This window comes from Plantibacter cousiniae (nom. nud.) (assembly GCF_977070315.1).
Genome location: NZ_CDRVEU010000005.1, coordinates 315,815 through 338,071, shown reverse-complemented (window position 1 = coordinate 338,071; position 22,257 = coordinate 315,815). Strand labels below are relative to the sequence as shown.

General features: G+C 62.9%; 10 protein-coding genes. 5 read left to right on the top strand and 5 right to left on the bottom strand.

Annotated elements, in window-relative coordinates; genetic code table 11:
• Nucleotides 1–68: 68 nt before the first annotated feature.
• The 3 genes from ACW55A_RS13070 to ACW55A_RS13060 form a co-directional block, all read right to left on the bottom strand.
• Nucleotides 69–1,481, bottom strand: coding sequence for an aspartate aminotransferase family protein (locus tag ACW55A_RS13070; RefSeq protein WP_498811025.1), 1,413 nt, complete (start codon nt 1,479–1,481; stop codon nt 69–71).
• 164 nt (nt 1,482–1,645) lie between these two features.
• A complete protein-coding gene (locus tag ACW55A_RS13065) occupies nt 1,646–14,656 on the bottom strand; it encodes a non-ribosomal peptide synthetase (RefSeq protein WP_498811024.1) in 13,011 nt (4,336 codons plus the stop codon).
• 95 nt (nt 14,657–14,751) lie between these two features.
• A complete protein-coding gene (locus tag ACW55A_RS13060; protein ID WP_003371661.1) occupies nt 14,752–15,510 on the bottom strand; it encodes a thioesterase II family protein in 759 nt (252 codons plus the stop codon).
• A gap of 315 nt (nt 15,511–15,825) precedes the next feature.
• Here ACW55A_RS13060 and ACW55A_RS13055 point away from each other — a divergent pair, with 315 nt between their 5' ends.
• Nucleotides 15,826–16,362 carry an RNA polymerase factor sigma-70 gene (locus ACW55A_RS13055; RefSeq protein WP_003319375.1) on the top strand — a complete coding sequence of 179 codons (537 nt, stop codon included), beginning with the start codon at nt 15,826–15,828 and terminating at the stop codon, nt 16,360–16,362.
• Nucleotides 16,363–16,441: 79 nt separating this feature from the next.
• On the opposite strand, the gene ACW55A_RS13050 is transcribed toward ACW55A_RS13055, so the two are convergent.
• Nucleotides 16,442–16,966 (bottom strand): SgcJ/EcaC family oxidoreductase, encoded by a 525-nt coding sequence (locus ACW55A_RS13050; RefSeq protein ID WP_003371658.1) that lies wholly within the window; start codon nt 16,964–16,966, stop codon nt 16,442–16,444.
• Between the two features lie 192 nt (nt 16,967–17,158).
• Between ACW55A_RS13050 and ACW55A_RS13045 the strand changes: the two genes are divergently transcribed.
• Genes ACW55A_RS13045 through ACW55A_RS13030 form a run of 4 tightly spaced genes read left to right on the top strand, consistent with a single transcriptional unit; the run spans nt 17,159 to nt 21,805 of the window.
• Nucleotides 17,159–18,343: a sensor histidine kinase gene (locus ACW55A_RS13045; RefSeq protein WP_455807967.1), complete on the top strand. Its 1,185-nt coding sequence runs from the start codon at nt 17,159–17,161 to the stop codon at nt 18,341–18,343.
• Nucleotides 18,340–19,008: a response regulator gene (locus ACW55A_RS13040; RefSeq protein WP_003371654.1), complete on the top strand. Its 669-nt coding sequence runs from the start codon at nt 18,340–18,342 to the stop codon at nt 19,006–19,008. Before ACW55A_RS13045 ends, ACW55A_RS13040 begins: the two co-directional genes overlap by 4 nt.
• Nucleotides 19,005–21,344: an ATP-binding protein gene (locus ACW55A_RS13035; protein WP_058396577.1), complete on the top strand. Its 2,340-nt coding sequence runs from the start codon at nt 19,005–19,007 to the stop codon at nt 21,342–21,344. The genes ACW55A_RS13040 and ACW55A_RS13035 overlap by 4 nt, the downstream gene beginning before the upstream one ends.
• Complete coding sequence (locus ACW55A_RS13030; RefSeq protein ID WP_003406975.1) at nt 21,341–21,805, top strand: response regulator; 465 nt, start codon at nt 21,341–21,343, stop codon at nt 21,803–21,805. The genes ACW55A_RS13035 and ACW55A_RS13030 overlap by 4 nt, the downstream gene beginning before the upstream one ends.
• Here the strand turns inward: ACW55A_RS13030 and ACW55A_RS13025 are convergent, their stop codons facing one another.
• Complete coding sequence (locus tag ACW55A_RS13025; protein ID WP_498811023.1) at nt 21,806–22,237, bottom strand: universal stress protein; 432 nt, start codon at nt 22,235–22,237, stop codon at nt 21,806–21,808.
• Between the last annotated feature and the right edge of the window lie 20 nt (nt 22,238–22,257).

The window sequence follows — 22,257 nt, the reverse complement described above, 5'->3', positions numbered from 1 at the left end:
GTGTGTTCAGGGCTGCCGTGCCAATTCATGGCAGCTATAGGGATTGAACGTATCACTACGTCGAAAAATTAAACCTGGGCGACAGCGGCATTCAACGCGCGACCGAAGATCTCTGCCACTTCGTCGATCTGCTCGGCGGTGATGATCAGCGGTGGCAGAAAACGTACCACGCTGGCATGTCGCCCACCCAGCTCCAGAATCAGCCCGCGCTTGAGGCATTCACGCTGGATCAGCGGGGCCAGACGCGCAAATACCGGAGGATGACCCTGTGCATCGCATGCACCGGACGGGTCGACCAGCTCGACACCGAGCATCAGCCCGCGCCCGCGAATATCGCCCAGTTGCGGGAAGTCACGCTGCAAGGCACGCAAATGCCCGGACAGCCGCGCGCCCATGGCTGTCGCGTGTTCGCAAATAGAGTGCTCCTGAAGATAGCGCATTACGGCAGAACCGGTAGCCATGGCCATCTGGTTGCCGCGAAACGTCCCGGCGTGTGCGCCCGGCAGCCAGGTGTCCAGCCAGGAACGATAGACTACAACCGCCAACGGCAAGCTGCCGCCGATGGCTTTGGACATGACCACCACGTCCGGGATGATCCCGGCATGCTCGAAGGCAAACATCTTGCCGGTGCGCGCGAAACCGCTCTGGATTTCATCGACGATCAGCGCCACGCCAGCCTTTTCGGTGATACGCCGCACGCCGCGCAGCCAGTCCAGATCAGCAGGGATCACTCCGCCCTCGCCCTGCACCACTTCAAGGATGACCGCCGCGGGCAATTGCACGCCAGCTTCCGGGTCGTTGAGCAGGTTTTCCAGGTAATGCAGGTTGGCGCGCACGCCCTGTTCGCCGCCGAGCCCGAACGGGCAGCGGTAATCATAGGGGTATGGCAGAAACTGCACGCCTGTACCGAGCAACGCACCCAGCGGCTTTTTCGGCCCCAGGCTGCCCATCAGGCTCAACGCGCCCTGGCTCATGCCGTGATACCCCCCCTGAAATGACAACACCGTGCTGCGTCCGGTAGCGGTACGCACCAGCTTCAACGCGGCTTCCACCGCATCGGTACCGGTCGGGCCGCAAAACTGAATCTTCGCGTCATCGGCCAGCGCTGGTGGCAGCAGGCCGAACAGGTCCTGAACGAACTGGTCCTTGACCGGCGTGGTGAGGTCCAGGGTGTGCAGCGGCAACTCGTCGGTGATCACTTGCTGGATCGCTTCGATAATCACCGCATGGTTATGCCCGAGCGCCAGGGTTCCCGCGCCTGCCAGGCAATCGATGAAGCGCCGCCCTTCGACGTCCTCGACGTGAATACCTTTGGCGCGTTTGAGCGCCAGCGGTATGCGCCGCGGGTAGCTGCGTGCGTTGGACTCCTGGCGACTCTGCCGGGCCAGCAGTGGCGACTCGGCGAACTGGTAGAGCGTCTCAGCCGCAGCCGGGGCAACCCGTGTCGGCTGATCATCGATAAACCTGGTAGCGACTGACATCTGTGCAACCCTCAATTCGAGTCTTGAATAACCTGAAGCATGGGCGTCGGCGCATGCCGCCTCAGGTGTGTGTTCGGTCCTTTGAAAACGCGCCAGCGAGCTGCGGATTTACACCCGGTAACGAGTTTTTTATCCGCAGCCCCGTCGCTCCGACGAGAGGCTGATCAGAGCCCTTCCAGTTCCGCCATCAAGTCCGCCAGACGGTCGAATTTCTGCTCGTCGACCTGCGCTCCTTCAAGGCTTTCCAGGTGCTGCGCCAACGCCTGAACGGTGTTGAATTCGAACATAGCCCGCAACGGCACGTTACGCTGCAAGCGCTTCTGCGCACGGGTCACCACCTGGGTCGCGAGCAGCGAGTGCCCGCCCAACTCGAAGAAATTGTCGGTAATGCCCACGCGCTCGACCTTGAGCACATCAGCCCAGATCGTTGCCAGCTGCTGCTCCATTTCCGTCTGTGGTGCCAGGTAATCCTGCTGCGCCAGGCTGACGTCCGGCGCCGGCAGGGCCTTGCGGTCCAGCTTGCCGTTCGGGGTCAGCGGCATGGCCTCCAGTAGCACCAGATGCGTCGGCACCATGTAGTCCGGCAGGCTGGCCTTGAGGTGGCTTTTCACCTCGTCACGCAGGGCCTCATGATCCTGCGTTGCGGAGCGCGGCACCAGGTAGGCCGCCAGCACCTTGCCCAATGGGCCATCGACGTCCAGCACCACTGACTCACGGATAGCGGGATGCTCCAGCAGACGGGTTTCGATTTCGCCCAGCTCGATGCGATAACCACGAATCTTCATCTGATGATCGACCCGGCCGACGTACTCCAGCACGCCGTCCTTGCGGCGCCGCGCCAGGTCACCGGTGCGGTACAGACGTTCGCCCGGCGCACCGAACGGATGCGGTACGAACACCGGAACGGTGCGCAGCGGATCAGCGACATAACCACGACCGACACCGGCCCCGGCCACACACAGCTCACCAACCGCACCCAGCGGCACGAGGTCCAGCGCATCATCGAGCAGGTACAGACGATTGTTGTCGGTCGGCGAACCGATCGGCAGATAAGCGCTGCGAGTGGACTGCGCATCGACCCGGAAGAACGCCACGTCATCAGAGCATTCAGCCGGACCATAGGCATTCACCAGGCCGATCTGCGGGTAACGTTGCAGCCACTGGCTGGCCAGTTCCGGCGGCATGGCTTCACCGGTCGGCAACATCCAGCGCAGGCCGTCGAGCGCTGCCTGCGGTTCGGCGAGCAGGCCGTTGATCAGCGACGGCACGCTTTCCAGCACGCTGATGCGCTGTGCCTGAACATGCGCCAACAGCGCCTGCGGATCGCGGGCGATGTCGTTCGGCACGATGTCCACCCGAGCACCGAACAGCGGCGCGGCGAGGAACTGCCAGACCGAAATGTCGAAACTCTGCGAGGCGGTCTGGGCGATCACATCGCGGTCGCTCAGGCTCAGGTAAGGCACCTTGCTCAACTGGTTATTGAGCATGCCGCGCTGCTCGGCCATCACGCCCTTCGGCAGCCCGGTGGAGCCTGAGGTAAAGATTACATAAGCGAGGTTGTCCGGCGCGCTGTAGCGACCAGGATCGTGCTGCGCGGAATCGCTCTGCTGCACGTCTTCCCAGACCCGCAACTGCGGTCGGCGCCCTTCGGGCAGTGCTTCGAGCAGCGCCCTGCCCTGTTCCAGGCACTCAGCGCTGCACACCAACAGCGGTGTGGCGCTCTGGCCGATGATGCCGCTCAGACGGGCGTTCGGCAGCGCCGGGTCCAGCGGCAGGTAACCGGCACCGGCCTTGAAGCTGCCGATGATCATGCCGAGCAATTCAACACCGCGCTCGGCCAGTAAGGCAACCGGCTGATCGAACCCGACACCGGCCTCGATCAGGGCATGGCCCAGACGGTTGCTGGCGATATTCAGCTCGGCATAGCTGAGCTGGCGCTCCAGGCAACTGACCGCAATGCGCTCCGGATGCGCCGCGACCTGCGCTTCGAACAGCTCGACATAGCTTTTATCCAGCGGGTAAGCATGGTCACTCTGGTTGCAACCGTCGATCAGGAAAGCGCGTTCCTGCTCACTGACCAGCGCCAGTTCGGCCATGTCGCCATGAAAGCCTTCGACCAGCGCCAGCAGCAGGCGCTTGAACTCACCGAGCATGCTCTGCACGGTGGATTCGTCGAAATAGCGCTGGTCGTAGGACAGGTGCAGACCCAAGTCATCGCCCGGATAGCAGACTGCGGTCAGCGGGTAGTTGGTGTGGGTACGACCGGAATCCGAGGTGGCATTCAGGCTTTGCGCACGGTCCAGCACCGAGACCTCGACCGGCGCGTTCTCGAACACGAACAGGCTGTCGAACAGTGGCTGGCCCTTGGGCAGCTCGCTGTTTTCCTGAATGGTCACCAACGGCAGGTATTCGTACTCGCGCAGTTGCATGTTGCTGTCCAGCAACTGGCCGAGCCACTGGCGAACGCTGCAACGCTGGTCGTCAGCCGGCATGCCGACACGCAGGGCGATGGTATTGATGAACAAGCCGACCGTGCGCTGCATCTGCGGCAGTTCCACCGGCCGCCCGGCCACGGTAACGCCGAACACCACGTCGCGCTCACCGCTCATGCGCCGCAGGGTCAGCGCCCACGCCGCCTGGGCGAAGGTGTTGACGGTGAGTTGATGCTGCTGCGCCAGTTCGCGCAGCTGTGCACCGTCGTGTTCATCGAGACGGGTGTAGCAGTCGCCCACCACCATGCCACCGCTGTCGCCGGCATGTTCACGCAGGAACGGCCGGTCGCTGGGGATCGGCGTCGGTCGTTCGAAGCCGCGCAGGTTATCTCGCCACCAGTCACGCGCCTGCGTCAGTCCTCGGCGTTGCAACCAGCCGATGTAGTCGCGATAGCGCGGTGCGGGGGCCAGTTGCGCATCGCGGCCTTCGCCCAGCGCAGTGTAGATGTCGAAGAAATCGTTCATCAGCAGCGAGCGGCACCAGGCATCGATCAGGATGTGGTGGTTGCTCATCATGAACCAGTAGCGCGCCTCGTCGACGCGGATCAGGCGCAGGTGGAACGGCGGCTGATCAAGCAGATTGAAACCGGCCTCGCGCTCGGACTTGAGCAAGGCCTGCAGACGCGGCTCCTGCTGGTCCTCCGGTACGTCACGCCAGTCCAGATAATCAATCGGCGTGCTGCCCGGCTTGTGAATGACCTGCAGCATGGCTTCGCCGATATCCCAGCAGAACGAGGCGCGCAGCGCTTCATGACGGGCGATCACCGCCTGCCAGGCCTGGGCAAAACGCTCTGGGTCGAGCGCGCTGTTGATGCGGTAGCGGTCCTGCATGTAATACAGGCCGGTGCCCGGTTCCAGCAGGGTGTGCAGCAGCATGCCCTCTTGCATTGGTGTCAGCGGGTAGACGTCTTCGATGTGGCTTGGCAGAACCGGCAGCGCGTCGAGCTGCGCCTGATCCAGATCGGCCAGCGGGAAGTCCGAAGGCGTCAGGCCACCGCTGCCATCGCTCAGGCAATGGGCAATCAGCGCCTGCAGGCAGGCCAGGTAATCCTGTGCCAGCGCTTCGATGGCAGCCGGTTCATAGCGCTCGGCACTGAAGGTCCAGCGCAGCAACAACTCGCCGCCATACACCTGACTGTCGATGCTCAGTTCGTTGGGCAGCGGCGCCTGCGGGTCGTGGGCCGCGCCTGGCGACTCTTCCAGCGGACGGAACAGCGCGTCGTCAGCGAAGCTCTGATCGAACTGGCCGAGGTAGTTGAAGGTGATCGGCGCCACCGGCAGCGCCTGCATGGCAGCCTTGCTGGCACTGTCGGCCAGGTAGCGCAGCACGCCATAGCCCAGCCCCTTGTGCGGCACCTGACGCAGCTGCTCCTTGATCGCCTTGATCGAGTCGCCCGGTGCCGAATCGGCAGCCGGCGCTGGCGTCAGGCGCAGCGGATAGGCGCTGGTGAACCAGCCCACCGTGCGGGTCAGGTCGATGTCATCGAACAGGTTTTCACGGCCGTGACCTTCAAGCTGGATCAGCGTCGACGGCTGCCCGCTCCAACGGCAGACCACCTGTGCCAGCGCGGTCAGCAGCAGGTCGTTGACCTGGGTTCGGTAGGCACTCGGCGCCTGTTGCAGCAATTGCCGGGTACGTTCGGCATCCAGTCGCACGCTGACCGTCTGCGCATGCAGATTCTGCTGACCGCCCTGCGTGTTATGGCACGGCAGAGTCGTCGCAGGACCGCCCAGCTGGCGCTGCCACAGCTGCAGTTCTTCACGTAACGATTCATTGCCTGCGTAGGCCTGCAGACGCGCGGCCCAGTCGCGGAATGCGCTGGTCTTCGCCGTAAAGCGCACAGGCGCCGCGTCGCGCAGTTGACGATAAGCGTTTTGCAGACCGTCGAGCAGCACACGCCACGACACGCCATCGACCACCAGGTGATGAATCACCATCAGCAACCGTTGCCGGCCCTGCGGCCCATCGACCAGCAAGGCGCGCAGCAGCGGACCGTCTTGCAGATCGAGACTGCGCTGGGTGTCGGCGTACAGAGCTGCGCATTCGGCCATGTCGGTGACCCGCGCCCGAATCAACAGGGTGTCGGCGGTCACTGCGCGGTGTTCGGCCTGCCACGTACCCTCGTGCTCGGTGAAACTCAGGCGCAGGGCATCGTGTTGTTCGAGTAGCGCACGCAACGCCTGCTCCAGCAGGTTCGGGTCCAGGGCGCTGAGCGGCTCCAGCAGCAGCGACTGGTTCCAGTGCTGACGCTCGGGGATAGGCGTGTCGAAAAACCAGTGCTGAATCGGCGTCAGGCCGCAAGCACCGTCAAGCTGGCCCTGCTCGGCCTGAATCAATTCGCGGGTGGTCGCCACGGCGGCCAGGGTCTGTACGGTCTGGTGCTGGAACAGATCACGCGGGCTGAAATGAATGCCCGACTGACGCGCCCGGCTGACCACCTGAATCGACAGGATCGAATCGCCGCCCAGTTCAAAGAAGTTGTCGTTGAGGCCGACTTTTTCCACGTTCAGCACCGCACACCAGATTGCCGCCAACTGCTGTTCCAGCTCACTGGCGGGCGCTACGTAGTGTTGACGATTGAGTTCCGGGTCTGGTGCAGGCAAGGCACGGCGGTCGAGTTTGCCGTTGGCGGTCAGCGGCATGCTGTCGAGCAGGATCAGGTGGGTCGGCACCATATAGTCCGGCAGTTGCGCCTTGAGGTGCGATTTGAGCGCTTCACGCAATTGCGTCTGCTGCTCGTCGCCCTGCCCGGCCACGTCGCTGACCAGATAGCCCGCCAGCTGCTTGCCCGACGGCGTGTCCAGCGCCAGCACGATGGCTTCGCGGATCGCTGCATGCTCCAGCAGACGGGTCTCGATTTCACCCAGCTCGATGCGGAAGCCGCGAATCTTCACCTGATGGTCGATACGCCCCAGGTATTCCACCAAACCGTCGGCGCGCTGGCGCACCAGATCGCCGGTGCGGTACAGACGCCCGCCGTTGCTGGCGAATGGATCGGCCACGAAGCGTTCGGCAGTCATGCCGGGGCGCTGGTGATAGCCCTGCGCCAGGCCCGCTCCGCCGATGTACAGCTCACCGCTCGCGCCCTGGGGCACCAGCGCCAGATCGGCGTCGAGAATGTACGCCACCCTTGCGCCGACCACGCGACCGATCGGCACGCTGGCTTCGCCCTCCTCCAGTTGCTGCGGGGCTAGGCAGGCCAACGGCATGACCACGGTTTCGGTCGGGCCATAAGCATTGAACAACAGCTCGGGCTGGAACACTGCACGGATACGTTGCAGGTGTTCGCCGGTCAGCGCTTCGCCGCCGGTGATGCACATGCGCACCGGCAGGGTCTGGCCCTGGGTTGCCAGCCACTGCGCCAACTGGCTGCCATAGCTGGGCGTGAAGCCAAGAATATTGACCTGCTGCTGGCGAATCAGCGTGCAGATTTCTTCGGCGTCCCACTGCCCCTGAGCACGCAGCACCAAGCGTGCACCGCTGAGCAAGGGCACCAGCAGGCGCTCGGTGGCAGCATCGAAATTAATCGAGTAGAAATGCAGCTCGCAGTCGTCAGGGCGCATGTCGAAGCGCCGGATCACCGCCTGGCAATGCATGGCGATTTCACCGTGGGACACCACCACGCCTTTGGGTTTGCCGGTCGATCCGGAGGTGTAGATCAGGTACGCCTGGTGCTGCGGCAGGTTGATGAACGGCAGCTCACAGGTTGGGCAGGACGCCAGCAATGGCTGATCATCTTCCAGGCACCAGCGGGCAACACCCTCAGGCAACTCACCCAATGCGGCAAACAGGGCACGATCGCTCAGCAGCAGCCCGACGCCGCTGTCTTCGATCATGTAGTGCAGGCGTTCCAGCGGGTATTCCGGGTCGAGCGGCACGTAGGCACCGCCAGCCTTGAGGATCGCCAGCAGGCCGACGACCATGTCCAGCGAGCGCGGCAGCGCCAGACCGACGCGAACCTGCGGGCCGACGCCGCGCTCGCGGAGCATCCAGGCCAATTGGTTGGCCTTGGCGTCCAGCTCGGCGTAACTGAGGGTTTGCCCGGCGAAGGTCAGCGCCGGCGCGTCTGCACGCCGTTGTGCCTGTTCGGCGAACAGGCTGTGAATGCACTGGTCGAGCCGCTGCTCACCCGCTTCGACGCCGAGGCTGTCGAGCAGTTGCTGACGCTCTGTGTCCTGCAGCAGCGGCAATTCACTCAGGCGTTGTTGTGGATCAGCGAGCAGCGCCTGCAGCAGGTTCAGCCAGTGCTCGGCCATCTGCGCGATGCGCGGTTCGTCGAACAGATCGGTGCTGTAGGTCAGGCAGCAACCCAGTCGGTGATCCAGCTCGGTGACTTCCAGATTGAGGTCGAACTTGGTGGCCCGCGCATCGTTGACCAGGTACTCGACGGTCATGCCCCCCAGTTCGCGACTCTGCTGGAATTCCCAGCGCTGCACGTTGCACATCACCTGAAACAGCGGGTTGTAGGCGGCGCTGCGTGGCGGTTGCAGGGCTTCGACCAGATGATCGAACGGCAGGTCCTGATGTGACTGGCCTTCGATCACCGTGTGGCGAACCTGTTCGAACAACTGGGCGACGCTCATCTGCCCGTCAAGCTGCACGCGCAGCACCTGGGTATTGAGGAACGCGCCGATCAGCCCTTCGCTTTCCGGACGGATACGGTTGGCCACCGGTGCGCCGATGCGCAGGTCGTTCTGGCCGCTGTAGCGGTAGAGCAATACCGCCAGGGTGGCGGTCATGGTCATGAACAGGGTCAGGCCATTGCGGGCATTGAATGCACGAACTTTCGCGGCCAGGTCGGCGTTCAGGTCGAAGCGATACAGTTCGCCCTGATGGCTTTGCACCGGCGGACGCGGTCGGTCCGCAGGCAACTCCAGTAATGGGTGCTCGTTGCCCAGCTGTGCGGTCCAGTAATCGAGCTGGCGCTGGCGTTCACCGGCTTCCATCCACTGCCGTTGCCAGACGCTGTAATCCAGGTAGTGCACCGCCAGCGGTTCCAGCGGCGAAGGTCGTCCTTCGAGGAAGGCCTCGTAAAGCTGCCCCAGTTCGCGGGCGAAAATGTCCATCGCCCAGCCTTCGGTGACGATGTGGTGCAGGGTCAGGACAAAGTAATGCTCAAAGTCGCTCGACTTGACCAGACACGCGCGCAGCAACGGTCCGGTTTCCAGATCGAAGGGCTGGTGCGCCTCACTGTCGGCCAGCGCCTGAATGCGCTGCTGACGAAGCTCGGCGGGCAATGCCGAGTAGTCCTGCCATTGCACGCGCAGGCCGGACTGCTCGCTGACCTTCTGGCACGCTACGCCGTTGATGCTCGGGAACGTGGTGCGCAGGGTTTCGTGGCGCAGAATCAAGGCTTGCAGCGCTGCCTCGAAACACTCGATGTTCAGCACGCCTTTCAGGCGCGCCATGCCGCCGACGTTGTAGGCCGGGCTGTCCGGCTCCATTTGCCAGAGAAACCACATGCGCTGCTGGGAATAGGACAACGGCACCGGCTGGCTGCGGTCGACATGGGCAATCGGCTGCAGGCTGCTGCGTGCGCCTGACTGCTGAATGGCCTCAACCTGTTCGGCAAATGCACCGAGTTCGCTGGCTTCGAACAGCGCCCGCAACGGCAGGTCGATGTCGCACGCCTGCCGCACGCGGGAAATGATCTGCGTGGCCAATAACGAGTGCCCGCCCAGTTCGAAGAAATCATCGCGCAGGCCGACACGCGGCACACCCAGCACCTGTCGCCAGACAGCGGCGATCTGTTTTTGCAGATCGGTCTGCGGCTCGACATGCTCGCGGGTCTGCCATTGCGGCTCGGGCAAGGCGCGGCGATCCAGCTTGCCGCTCGGGCTCAGGGGCATGCTGTCGAGACGCACCAGCTGCGCCGGGACCATGTAATCCGGCAGTTCCAGGGCCAGCGCCGACTTGATCCGCTCGGCCTCGACGCTCTGCCCTGCTTCGGCGGTGTAGTAACCGATCAGTTGCGGCCCGGCAACGGTTTCGCGCAGCAGCACGGCTGCCTGGCCTACGCCTGGCTGGGCCAGCAGGCGGGCTTCGATCTCTTGTGGTTCGACGCGAAAACCGCGCAGTTTGACCTGCTGATCCAGACGGCCAAGGTATTCCAGCGCGCCATCAGTGCCCCAGCGTACCAGGTCCCCTGTGCGGTACAGGCGCTCACCCACTTGCCCCAGCGGATCGGCGACAAAGCGCTCGGCGGTCAGCCCGGGACGCTTCAGATAACCGCGCGCCAGACCGATGCCGCCGATGCACAACTCACCGGCCACCCCGCGTGGCAGCGGATTCAGTTCGCTGTCCAGCACCCGGCACAGCACATTGCCCAGCGGACGGCCGATCGGCGAACGCAGGCCGTCGCTGATCCGGCACTGCCAGTGGGTGACGTTGATCGCGGTTTCAGTCGGGCCATAGCGGTTGTGCAGCTGTACGCCGGGCAGTTGCTCCAGCACCCGGTTGCGCAGCTCGCCGGGCAATGCTTCGCCGCCAGAGAACAGCCGACGCAGGCTGCTGCACTGTTGCGCCAGCGGCTCATCGATGAACAGTTGCAGCAGCGGCGGCACGAAGTGCAGCGTGGTGACCGAATACGCGTTGATCAGCTGCGCGATGCGCTGCGGGTCGCGGTGTTCACCAGGGCCTGCCAGCAGCAGACGGCAGCCGGTGATCAGTGGCCAGAAGCACTCCCACACCGAGACGTCGAAGCTGATAGGTGCCTTCTGCATCAGCACGTCGCTTTCATCCAGCGCGTAGGTGTCCTGCATCCATTGCAGGCGTTCGGCCAGTGCCGCATGGGTGTTGCCGACGCCTTTGGGCTGACCGGTCGAGCCGGAGGTATAAATCACGTACGCCAGGTTGTCGCCGTGCAGGTTCAGACGCGGCGCGCTGACCGGCCAATTGTCCAGGTGCAGCCTATCCATCGCGACCGTGCACACGCCTTCGGCGCTCGGCAGGTCGCCCAGCAGATGGCTCTGGGTCAACAGCAGTTCGACCCCGCTGTCCTGGAGCATGTAGGCGAGTCGATCCATCGGATAGTCCGGGTCCAGCGGCACGTACGCCCCGCCCGCCTTGAGGATCGCCAGCAGCCCGATCAACAGCTGCGGCGAACGCTCGGCGGCGATCGCCACCTTGATGTCCGGACCAACGCCCTTGTCGCGCAGGTAATGCGCCAGGCGGTTGGCCTGCGTGTGCAGGCCGGTGAAGTCGAGGCTGCCACCCTCCCACACCAGCGCAATACGTTCCGGGGTCTGCCGCGCCTGGCGGTCCAGCAGATCAGGCAACCACAACGTGGCCGCTGCGCAAGGCGCGGCGCTCCATTGCGCCTGTTGCTCCTGCTCCTCGGCGCTGAGCAGTTGCACATCACCCAGCGCGAGCTGTGCCTGCTGGCTGACCTGCGCCAGCAGCCGTACATAGTGCCGAGCCATGGCGACGATGGTGTCGTGCTCGAACAGTTCGTCAGCGTAATCGAAAGACAGCGTCAGGCGACCATTGCGGTCCTCCTCGCTGTGCAGTTGCAGATCGAACTTGGCCTCGCGGCTGTGCCACGGCAGCTCTTCGGCCAGCAGCCCCGGCAAACGACGCAGTGCGCCGAGGTCGCGTTGCTGATGGTTGAACATGACTTGAAACAGACCGTGCTCGCGCGCCTGCGGAAACGCTTCGACCAGTTGCTCGAACGGCACGTCCTGATGGGCCTGGGCTTCAAGCGCCGCCTGCCGGGTCTGAGCCAGCAGGGTCGAGAATGGCAGACGCGGGTCCAGCTCTGCGCGCAGCACCAGGGTGTTGATGAAGAAGCCGATCAGGCCCTGGGTTTCATGGCGTGGCCGATTGGCGCCGGGCACACCGATGCGAATGTCGGCTTGCCCGCTGTAACGATGCAACAGGGTCTGGAACCCTGCCAGCAGGAACATGAACGACGTCGACTGCCAGGCTTGCGCGGTGTTGCGCACGGCGGTGCTCAGTTCGGCAGTCAAGCGCAGGCTGTAGCGCGAAGCGCTGTGCTGCTGACGGGCCGAACGCGGATGGTCGGTGTTCAGCGTCAGGACCGGTTGTTCATCACCCAGTTGCTGCTGCCAGTAAGCCAACTGGCGCTCGGCCTCGCCGTTCGCCAGCCATTCGCGCTGCCATTGGCCGTAATCGGCATAACGTAGCGGTAACGGTGTCAGCTCCAGGGTCTGGCCCTGAACGGCCGAGGCATAAAGGCGCGAGAACTCGTCGATCAGCACATTCAGCGACCAGCCATCGGCAATGATGTGGTGCAGCGTGACCAGCAATTGATGCTCTTCTTCGTCCAGTTGCAACAACGTGACGCGCAGCAATGGGCCATGTTGCAGATCGAACGGCATACGCGCCTGCTGTTCGCGAATTGCCACGGCCCGTGCCTGACGATCGGTGCTGGGCAGATCGCTGATATCGAGGGTGTCGAGGTGGAATTCACTGGGCGCGTCGATACGTTGCAGGGCCACACCGCCCTGTTCGTAGAAGCGCGTACGCAGCGATTCATGACGCTCGATCAGGCGTTGGAAGCTGGTGCGCAATGCAGTGCTGTCGAGTTCACCGCGCAAGTGAAGCCCACCGGGAATGTTGTAGGCGCTGCTGTGCGGATCGAGCTGCCAGAGGAACCACAGGCGGTTCTGGGCCATGGACTGTGGCAGATGCTCGTTGCCGGGCAATCGGGCGATGGCGCTCTGCGTCTGGCTGTCGCCTTGCAAGGCGGCGACCTGCAGCGCTTCGACCTGCGCCGCGAAGGCCGCCAGCGTCGGCGCTTCAAAGAGCAGTCGCAGGTTCAGGTCGATCCCCAGCGTTTCGCGCAGGCGGGCCACCACCTGAGTCGCGATAATCGAGTTGCCGCCCAGCAGGAAGAAATGGTCGTCGGCACTGACCTGCTCACACTGCAACTGCTCGCACCAGACTGTGGCAATCTGCGCTTGCAGGTCCGAGCCGCGGCTTGGGGCACAGCCTGAAAGAGTGGTATCGCTCGCGGGGAACACCGCGTAGCTGTCCAGGCTGCCGTCGGCCAGACGCGTGCGGCAGGCCGAGCGTTGCAATTTGCCGCTGGAGGTCTTGGGCAGCGCGCCCGGATTGAGCAGCACCACGACACTCGGCGCTTCCTGAAACGCCTCGGCCACGGTCTGCCGGATGATTTTAATCAACGCTTCGGGCGTGAGGCTTTTCTGCACGCTGCGACTGATTTCAGCAGCAATGCAGATGCCTTCGTTACCGTCCTGAGTGACGGCAAACGCCGCCACACGGCCTTTGCGCACGACATCCACCTCACTCTCGATGAGCTTTTCGATGTCCTGCGGGTATAGGTTATGGCCACGAACAATCAGCATGTCCTTCAAGCGACCGGTGATGTACAGCTCGCCGTGACGCTGAAAACCCAGGTCGCCGGTGCGCAGCCAGGTCTGCCCGGCATGCTGCACGAATGCCTTGGCGGTGGCCTCAGGGTTGCGCCAATAGCCGTGGGCGATGCTCGGCCCGCTGGCCCAGACTTCGCCAACCTGATTTTCGTCGAGCACCTGCAGGCTGGCCGGGTCGGCAATCAGTACGCCATGCCCTGGCTGGCCTGTGCCGCAGCTCATGACCGGCTGACCGTCGCCCGGTTCTACGACGTTGCGTGCCAGCGCCTGCGCATTCAGGCGCAACGATGGAATACCCTTGCCGCGCTTGCCACCGGCCACATACAGCGTCGCTTCGGCCAGGCCGTAGGACGCCATGAAGCTGTCAGGCGTGAAGCCGCAACTGGCGAATTTCTCGGCAAATGCCCTCAGGCTGTCTTCGCGAATCGGCTCGGAGCCCGAATACGCCACGCGCCAGCGACTCAGGTCCAGACGCTCCAGCGCTGACTCGCTGACCCGTGCGCTGCACAGCTGGTAGGCAAAGTCAGGCCCACCGCTGATGGTGCCGCCGTATTCACTTATGGCTTCCAGCCAGCGCAATGGCCGGGCAAGAAAGTACGCGGGGGCCATCAGGATGCACGGGACACCACTGAAAATCGGCTGCAACAAGCCGCCGATCAGGCCCATGTCGTGGTACAGCGGCAGCCAGCTGACAATCACGTCGTCCGGGTTGAGGTCGATGCCGAAGCCGTGGCGGATCAGTAACTCGTTGGCGACCAGATTGCCATGCGTGACCTGCACGCCCTTGGGCAGCGCGGTCGAGCCCGAGGTGTATTGCAGGAATGCGATGTCGTCGGCCTGCAACTGCGGGCCCTGCCAGTCTCGTGCCGGGGCAACAGGCAACGTGTCGACACAGAGCAGTGGCGGCGCATCGGCGGCGGTCAACTCGTCCATCTGCAGCAAGGCCGGCTGCAAATCGGAACCGGTCAGCAGCAGACGCGGCTCGGCATCGGCGATGATCGACAGCAGGCGCTCCTGGTGATGGCGACGGTTGGATTCCGGCGGATAAGCCGGCACGGCAATGACCCCGGCATACAGGCAGCCGAAGAACGCCGCGACATAGTCCGGCCCGCTATGGAACAGCAGAATCGCCCGATCCCCCGGCACGGCCTGACGTTGCAACGCAGCAGCGATGGTCCGCGCGCGCAGGTCCAGATCACGGTAGGTCAACACCAGGCCCTGGTCTTTCTCATCGGTGAGAAAACGCAGCGCCAGCCGATCCGGCGTGTGCAAGGCGCGACGCTGAAGAGCCTGAGCCAGAGTGTCGGGGAGTTCAAACGCATCCATGATGGGGTTCCTGCTAGATTCGGCGTGCCAGATAAAATCTGAATTTCAAAAAAGACGCGCGCCCTGCAAAGAGGCCGCGCGCGAGGCAAACAGGGTCAACCGGCGGCCCGGTTCATTTGCCGTGAGGTGCTGTTGCGCCAGCGGGCCAGGTGCTGTTCGCAATAGCGCCGCAGCAGACGGAGCAGCTGTGTTTGCTCGTCGACCAGATAAAAGTGATGGCCCTCGAACATGTCCAGAGAGAATCCGGTGCGGGTCTCTTCCTGCCAGTCGAGCAGTTCCTCGACGCTGATGCTGTCCTGTTTGCCGCCAAATACATGGATCGGCACGCTGAGCGGCTCGCGCCTGCCGTACACAAAGCTGCCGCAAAGCAGAAAATCGGCGCGCAGGATCGGCAGCATCAACTGCATGAGTTCCTGATTGGCGATGACGTTTTCGCTGGTGCCCTTGAGCGTGCGCAGCCGGTCGATCAGTTGCGCATCGGTCTTGGCGGCGACGTATTCGCTGACATCGCGGCGCACCGGACCGGCAGTCGCTGATGCGAACAGCGCCAGCGGTGCGGGCAGACCGCGCTCGCGCAAGGCGTGCGCCAGCTCAAAGGCCAGCAGCCCGCCCAGACTGTGGCCAAACAACGCATAGGGCTTGTCCAGCTCGGCGCTGATTTCGTCGGCCAGATGATTGGCCAGTTGCACGATGTCGATCTGCAAGGGCTCGTCCATGCGCATGCCACGACCGGGAAGCTCCAGCGGGCGCACGTTCAGCCACTCCGGCAATTTGCGCCGCCAAGGGCTGTAGAACATCGCGCTGGCCCCGGAATAAGGCAGACAGAACAGCGTCAGGCTCACCGGCGTGCTCATATCGAAACCGCCTGTCTGTGGGCGCGGATGTAAAGGCGGCGATGCGCGTGATCGGAACGCATGGGGTTCTCCTGAGGTATTCCCTGGCCGCAACCGTGGTCGGGCCTGTCACCAATGAGAACGGATGGCGTCTGCAAATAATTAGGCGGATGCACGCAGCGAGAACAGGCACGATGAAAGCGCCCTTTCAAAGTGCACTGATTGGATTTCGCATTTGACAATAATTATCATTAAGGCTAATTTGTCGCCCCATGTGACGGTGCTGCCCCTCCATGCGGCCCTCCCCTCCATTGTTGAAGCAGCAAGGTGAATTCCATGACGGAACACGTAATCACAAGTAAGTGCGACTCACCCTTACTCCAGGCCTTCGTCGATAACTACTTGCTGCTGGTCAAGATTGCGGCCCGCATCGTGGGTTGTCGCTCGCGCGCCGAAGACGTCGTGCAGGATGCCTTTTTCAGACTGCGCTCGGCACCTCAGGCCACGCTGACCTTCAAGGCCCAGCTCAGTTACCTGTTTCAGATCGTGCGCAACCTGGCCATCGATCATTACCGCAAACAGGCGCTCGAACAGAAATACACAGGCCCGGAGGCCGAGGGGCTGAACGTGGTGATTCAAGGTGCCTCGCCGGAAATCTCGCACATCAACTTCTCCAGCCTGGAGAAAATTGCCGATGCCCTGACCGAGCTGCCGCCCCGCACTCGCTATGCATTCGAGATGTACCGCCTGCACGGCGTGCCGCAAAAGGACATTGCCAAGGAACTGGGTGTGTCGCCGACGCTGGTCAACTTCATGATTCGCGATGCGCTGATTCATTGCCGCAAGGTCAATGGCGCACAGGCCGAAGCCTGACAGCGAGCGGTTCAGACAGGCAAAAAAAATCCGGAGCACTGGCTCCGGATTTTTTGTTTTCCGCCTGGCGGATAACAGATCAGCGGCTGACCTGATACTCGGGCTGTACTTCCGGCATCGCCGAGGAGTGGTGGTTGAGAATCTTCCACTCGTTGCCGACGCGGTGGTACAGAAAGGTATAGCGCGCCTGGACTGTGCTCTTTTTGCCGTCAGCGGCGGTCAGGGTGAACGTGTAGACACCACTGTCCACCGCTGCATCCGGACCCAGGCGGCGGATTTCCCGGTAGTTGATCTCACCGGCCGGCTTGAGCGCCAGGAAGTGATCGAAGTAGTCCTTGATCTCCGCAGGCGTCGCCCGGACCTTGTTCGAAACGGTCGGCTGCAGAACTGCGTCCGGTGCATAGAGCGACACCACAGTCTGCGAGCTGCCGGTCTTCAGGGCCTTGTTCCAGCGGTCGAACAGACTGGCGATCTCCTTGTCGTTCACGTTGCTTGGGGTCTCGGCCACCATGCGGTAGGTGTAGCCGGAAGGCTCGGCGGCGGCGTGGACCATCGGCGCACTCACAGCCAGCAACAGGGCCAGGGCGGTCAATTTCATTTTCATCGCTACTCTCCTACGGGGATCTGTTCAGGGATTCAGTGAGTGCCACTTTGCCCTCCCCGCCACGGCTCGCCATCGGCCAACCGGGGTTAACTGTGTATGCCGATCGGCAGATAGGCTTCACCTCCTGATACAGTTCTAATAGCCTTACTTCTGTTATGCCCGCGCGGGCATCAACCCTCGCTGGAGCATCCCATGCAAAGTCCCCCCCATGATCCGGCAAGCGCACTGGCCATTCGTAACCAGTATCGCCAGTCGCAAAGCCGTGCCGCGCGGCTTCGCCTGTTGGTGGATACCGGCCAGGAGCTGACCCATCTGCCACCTCAGGCCATGCGTCAGCGCGTGCTGCAACGCGCGTGCGCATTCGTGGCGATGGACCATGGCCTGCTGCTGGAATGGAGCGCCGACACCGGTGTGCAGACCACCGCCCGTCATGGCAGTGCAGAACGCCTGGCGACACTTGAGACCGCTGCCGACCCGCTGGCCATCGGCCCGCAGTGGCTGGAGCGGCCCGATGCCAACCTGCCGTGCATGCTGCTGTTACCGTTGCGCGGCGCCGACGAAGGCTCTTTTGGCACCCTGCTGCTGGCCAACAGCGTGGGCATCAATACGCCGGACAATGAGGACATCGAGTCGTTGCAATTGCTGGCGACGTTGCTGGCGGCACACCTGGAGAACAATCGGCTGCTTGATGCGCTGGTGGTCAGAGAACAGACCATGTCCGAGCTGGTCCGCCAGTTGTTCACCGCTCAGGAAGACGAACGCAAACGCGTGGCCTACGACCTGCATGATGGGCTGGCCCAGACCCTGGCCGGGCTGCACCAGCGGCTGCAGGGTTTTGCCGGTCGCTGTCCTGATCTGCCTGAGCCGCTGGACGCCGATCTGCAGGCCATTCTCAAGCTGGCGCAGCACTGCGTGGGCGAAGGTCGCCAACTGATCAGTGGCTTGCGGCCAAGCGTGCTGGACGATTTTGGCCTGCTGCAGGCGGTCGACAAGGAAGCTGACCGGTTGCGCGAAGCCGGAATCGCGGTGCACTGGCAGTCGCGCTCCCTGACCCGCCTGCCCAGCCACCTGGAAATCGCCCTGTTCCGTATTGCCCAGGAAGGCATCAACAATGTGCTCAAACACGCCGCTGCGAGCAACGTAGAATTGGCTCTGGAACTGAGTGAAGAGCACATTTCACTGCTGCTCGAAGACAACGGCAGTGGTTTCGTCACCCAAAAACCGTTCAATGACAAAGGCGTGCAGAAACTGGGCCTGGTGGCCATGCAAGAGCGCGCCAGCCTGCTCGGCGGCCGTCTGACCTGCGTCAGTCGGCCCGGGCACGGCACCCGACTGCGCGCCATCGTTCCTTTTACCGCAGACAAGGCAATGACATGACTGACACTGTACGACTGGTTTTGGCGGACGATCATGAAGTGACGCGTACCGGGTTCGTCTCACTGCTGGCGGGGCATCCGGAGTTCGAAGTGGTCGGTCAGGCGGCCGACGGCCAGCAAGCCATCGATCTGTGCCAAGAGCTGCAACCGGACATCGCCATCCTCGACATCCGTATGCCGGTGCTCAACGGGCTGGGCGCTGCGCGGATTCTCCAGCAGCGCATGCCGGATCTGAAAGTGGTGATTTTCACCATGGACGACAGCACCGATCACCTGGAAGCCGCCATCAGCGCAGGTGCAGTGGGCTATCTGCTCAAGGATGCCAGCCGCGACGAAGTGATCGACGGCCTGCAACGCGTGGCGCGTGGTGAAGAAGCACTGAACAGCGCCGTCAGCGCGCGCCTGCTGCGGCGCATGACCGAACGCAATACCAGTGGCGCAGCCCTGCCGGAAACCCTCACCCCGCGTGAACGCCAGGTGCTCGGGCTGGTGGCGGGCGGCTTCAGCAATCGGGAAATCGGCGAAAAACTTGGCATCACCACCGGCACGGCCAAGGCCCACGTGGAAAAGGTCATCGGCAAACTCGGCGCCTCGGACCGCACTCAGGCGGCGGTACGCGGTGTGGCGCTGGGGCTGGTGAGCCAATCAACGAGCGACTGGCAATGACCGCAAACGCCAGCAGTCGCTGGGAAGACCTTCCGCTACGCGGCAAGGCGCTGGTGGCCATTTCGCTGCCACTGGCGATTCTCATGTTCTCGCTGGTGCTGATCTATATCGCCGAGCGCCAGACCGCTCAGGCAGAGGAGGACGTAAGGCGCGTGCTGCTTGTGCAAGGCGACATTCAGACCCTTCATACGCAGATCGCAGAAGGTGCGGCCAGCGTACGTGGCTACCTGCTGACTCACCGGGAAGACTTCCTGCCCGGCTACCTCAACGCGCAACCGCTGATCGAGGCGGCGCTGACCCGGCTCAACACCAATGTGCGTGACGAGCAGATGCGCGAACACCTGAAAGCCATCGAGCCGCTGATCAACACCAAGGTCGAAGGCCTGGAAAAACTGCGCTCGATGGATAGGCAAGATCAAGAAACCGTCGCCCGCATCCTGATCGAAAACAAGTACGTGCTCGACCAGTTGCGCGAACGCATCGGCATCATGCGCGAGCGTGAAGACGCGCTGCTCGCCGAACGTACCGAGGCTGCGGCAGCCACTCGCGAGCGCCTGCTGCTATCGACTCTGCTGGCCGCAGCCTGCGGCATCTTCGGTGCCATTCTTGCCGTGTTGATGCTGTCCAAAGGCATCGTCGCCAGGGTGCATCAGGTGCAGCGCAACGCCCAGCGTCTGGCGCTCGGGCATCCGCTGCTGCCCCAACCGCCTGAAAAGGACGAGATCGGCCAGCTCGGCACCCGTCTGGTCGAGGCCGGCCAGCTGCTGGCCGAACGTGAACGCGCACTGCGCGACAACGAGGAGCGTTTGAGGCTGATCATCGAAGGGGTCAAGGACTACGGCATCTTCGCGCTGGACCGCAACGGCTACATCACCACCTGGAACGCAGGAGCCGAGCGTATCAAGGGCTACACGGAACAAGAAATCATCGGCCAGCACTTTTCTGTGTTCTATCTGCAGCAGGAATGTCCGCAACACCCCGACATGGCATTGCATGAGGCCACCGTCAACGGCCGGTATACCGAGGAAGGCTGGCGCCAGCGCAAGGACGGCAGCCGTTTCTGGGCCAGCGTGGTGATCACCGCGCAATACGACAGCAATGACGAACTGCGCGGTTTTTCCAAGATCACCCGTGACATCAGTGATCGTCGCGTTGCCGAAATTGCTCTGGGTACTGCGCGTGAGGAAGCCGAACGCGCCAGCCGGGCCAAAAGTGAATTCCTGTCGCGCATGAGTCATGAACTGCGCACACCGCTGAACTCGATTCTGGGCTTTGCCCAGTTGCTGGACATGGACTCGCCCGCCAGCCAGCGCCCGCAAATCGGTCATATTCTGCGAGCGGGCCAGCATTTGCTGAAGCTGATCAATGAAGTACTCGATATCGCCAGAATCGAAGCCGGGCATGTTTCTCTGGTCCTCGAGCCCGTATCCCTGTCGAGCGTGCTTGAAGAAGCGCTGGTGCTGGTCTCGCCGATGGCTGCCGACGCCAATATCGAGTTGAAGCCCTTGCCGAACCTGCCTGACGAGATCGGCGTGGTCGCTGACCGACAGCGCTTGATTCAGGTGTTGTTGAACCTGCTGTCCAACGCGATCAAATACAATCGGCCCGCTGGCCAGGTGCGGATTGAAATCGAGCAGACTACCGAGCAGGTGACGGTCAGCGTAGTGGACACCGGCTACGGGATTGCGCCGGAGCGTATCGGACAGCTGTTCAAGCCGTTCGAGCGGCTGGACGCCAACCCGAGCGTCGAAGGCACCGGGCTGGGACTGGCGCTGAGCAAAAGCATGCTGGAGATGATGCACGGCACGCTGTCCGTACAGAACACACCGGACGAGGGCTGCCGGTTCATACTCGCGCTGCCGCTTGTGCGGGTGCAGCCGCCCGCCGCCAAACCGCCACGTCAAGCTGACACTGCTCTCGAGATAACGCCGGATGTCCGCTCGCCCGCCCGCCCGGCCTATCATGGCAAGCTGCTGTGCATCGAAGACAATCTGTCGAGCATGGCCTTGATTGAAACGCTGCTGCAACGCAGACCGGGTATCCAGTTGCTGTCGAGCATGCAGGGCCAGCTGGGGCTTGATCTGGCGCGCCAGCATGCGCCACAGCTGATTCTTCTCGACCTCAGCCTGCCGGACATCAAGGGGCTTGAGGTGCTGCAACGTCTACGACGCCTGCCGGCTACTGCTCACACACCGGTGCTGATGATCACTGCCGACACCAGTGATAAAGCCCATCGCGAACTGAAACAGGCCGGAGCCACGGCCATTGTGATCAAACCCATCCAGGTGCCGGTGTTTCTGGCCCTCCTGGACCAGTATTTACCGGAGCCCACATGACCGGCGACTTTCGCATTCTGATCATTGATGACCAACGGCCCAACCTCGATCTGATGGAGCAACTGCTTGCCCGCGAGGGGCTGACCAACGTCCTGAGCAGCACCGAGCCGTTGCGCACGCTGGACCTGTTCAACAGCTTCGAGCCCGACCTGGTTGTGCTAGATCTGCACATGCCCGAATTCGATGGCTTTGCGGTGCTGGAGCAGCTCAACCGGCGCATACCGGCCAATGACTACCTGCCGATCATGGTGCTGACCGCCGACGCGACACGCGATACCCGCCTGCGCGCACTGGCGCTGGGCGCGCGGGACTTCATCAGCAAGCCGCTGGATGCCTTGGAAACCATGCTGCGCATCTGGAACCTGCTGGAGACCCGAGCGCTGTACAAATCGCTGCGCGAGCTGGTGCCTGCGGAAAATATCGAACTGCTGCGCCAGCCGCGAACGCTGGCGCAGCAGTGATTATTTGATCAGCGTCACCGGCACCGATGCTTCGTGGATCACCCGCGTGGCCACGGAGCCCAGCAGCAGGCCGCCAAAGTTACCGAGCCCGCGGGTGCCCATGACCACGGCGTCGCAGCCGAGCCGCTGAACCTCAGCCTCGACCTGCTCTGCCACGTTGCCCAGATCGACGTGGGCCTGAAACGACATACCAGCAGCAGTCAACAATGCAACCGCATCAGCCAGCACCCGCTTGCCTTCATTGGTCAAGCCGGCCTTGACGCCATCAATCATGTCGGGAGCCAGATAAAGGCTGTAATCGATGGGGCTGGCCTGCACATTCAGGATATGTACCTCGAGCGACTTGGTGAGCTCGCCAGACAACTCGATGACATAGCCCAAGGCACGCATGGCGTGCTCGGAGCCGTCGAAAGGAACCAGAACTTTGTGCATGGGCGTTTTCCTTGTTGGGT

Coding starts and splice junctions, on each gene's coding strand:
- ACW55A_RS13030 (WP_003406975.1), top strand. CDS start 21,341: ATGACCGGCGACTTTCGCATTCTGATCATTGATGACCAACGGCCCAAC.
- ACW55A_RS13065 (WP_498811024.1), bottom strand. CDS start 14,656: ATGGATGCGTTTGAACTCCCCGACACTCTGGCTCAGGCTCTTCAGCGT.
- ACW55A_RS13045 (WP_455807967.1), top strand. CDS start 17,159: ATGCAAAGTCCCCCCCATGATCCGGCAAGCGCACTGGCCATTCGTAAC.
- ACW55A_RS13070 (WP_498811025.1), bottom strand. CDS start 1,481: ATGTCAGTCGCTACCAGGTTTATCGATGATCAGCCGACACGGGTTGCC.
- ACW55A_RS13055 (WP_003319375.1), top strand. CDS start 15,826: ATGACGGAACACGTAATCACAAGTAAGTGCGACTCACCCTTACTCCAG.
- ACW55A_RS13025 (WP_498811023.1), bottom strand. CDS start 22,237: ATGCACAAAGTTCTGGTTCCTTTCGACGGCTCCGAGCACGCCATGCGT.
- ACW55A_RS13040 (WP_003371654.1), top strand. CDS start 18,340: ATGACTGACACTGTACGACTGGTTTTGGCGGACGATCATGAAGTGACG.
- ACW55A_RS13035 (WP_058396577.1), top strand. CDS start 19,005: ATGACCGCAAACGCCAGCAGTCGCTGGGAAGACCTTCCGCTACGCGGC.
- ACW55A_RS13060 (WP_003371661.1), bottom strand. CDS start 15,510: ATGAGCACGCCGGTGAGCCTGACGCTGTTCTGTCTGCCTTATTCCGGG.
- ACW55A_RS13050 (WP_003371658.1), bottom strand. CDS start 16,966: ATGAAAATGAAATTGACCGCCCTGGCCCTGTTGCTGGCTGTGAGTGCG.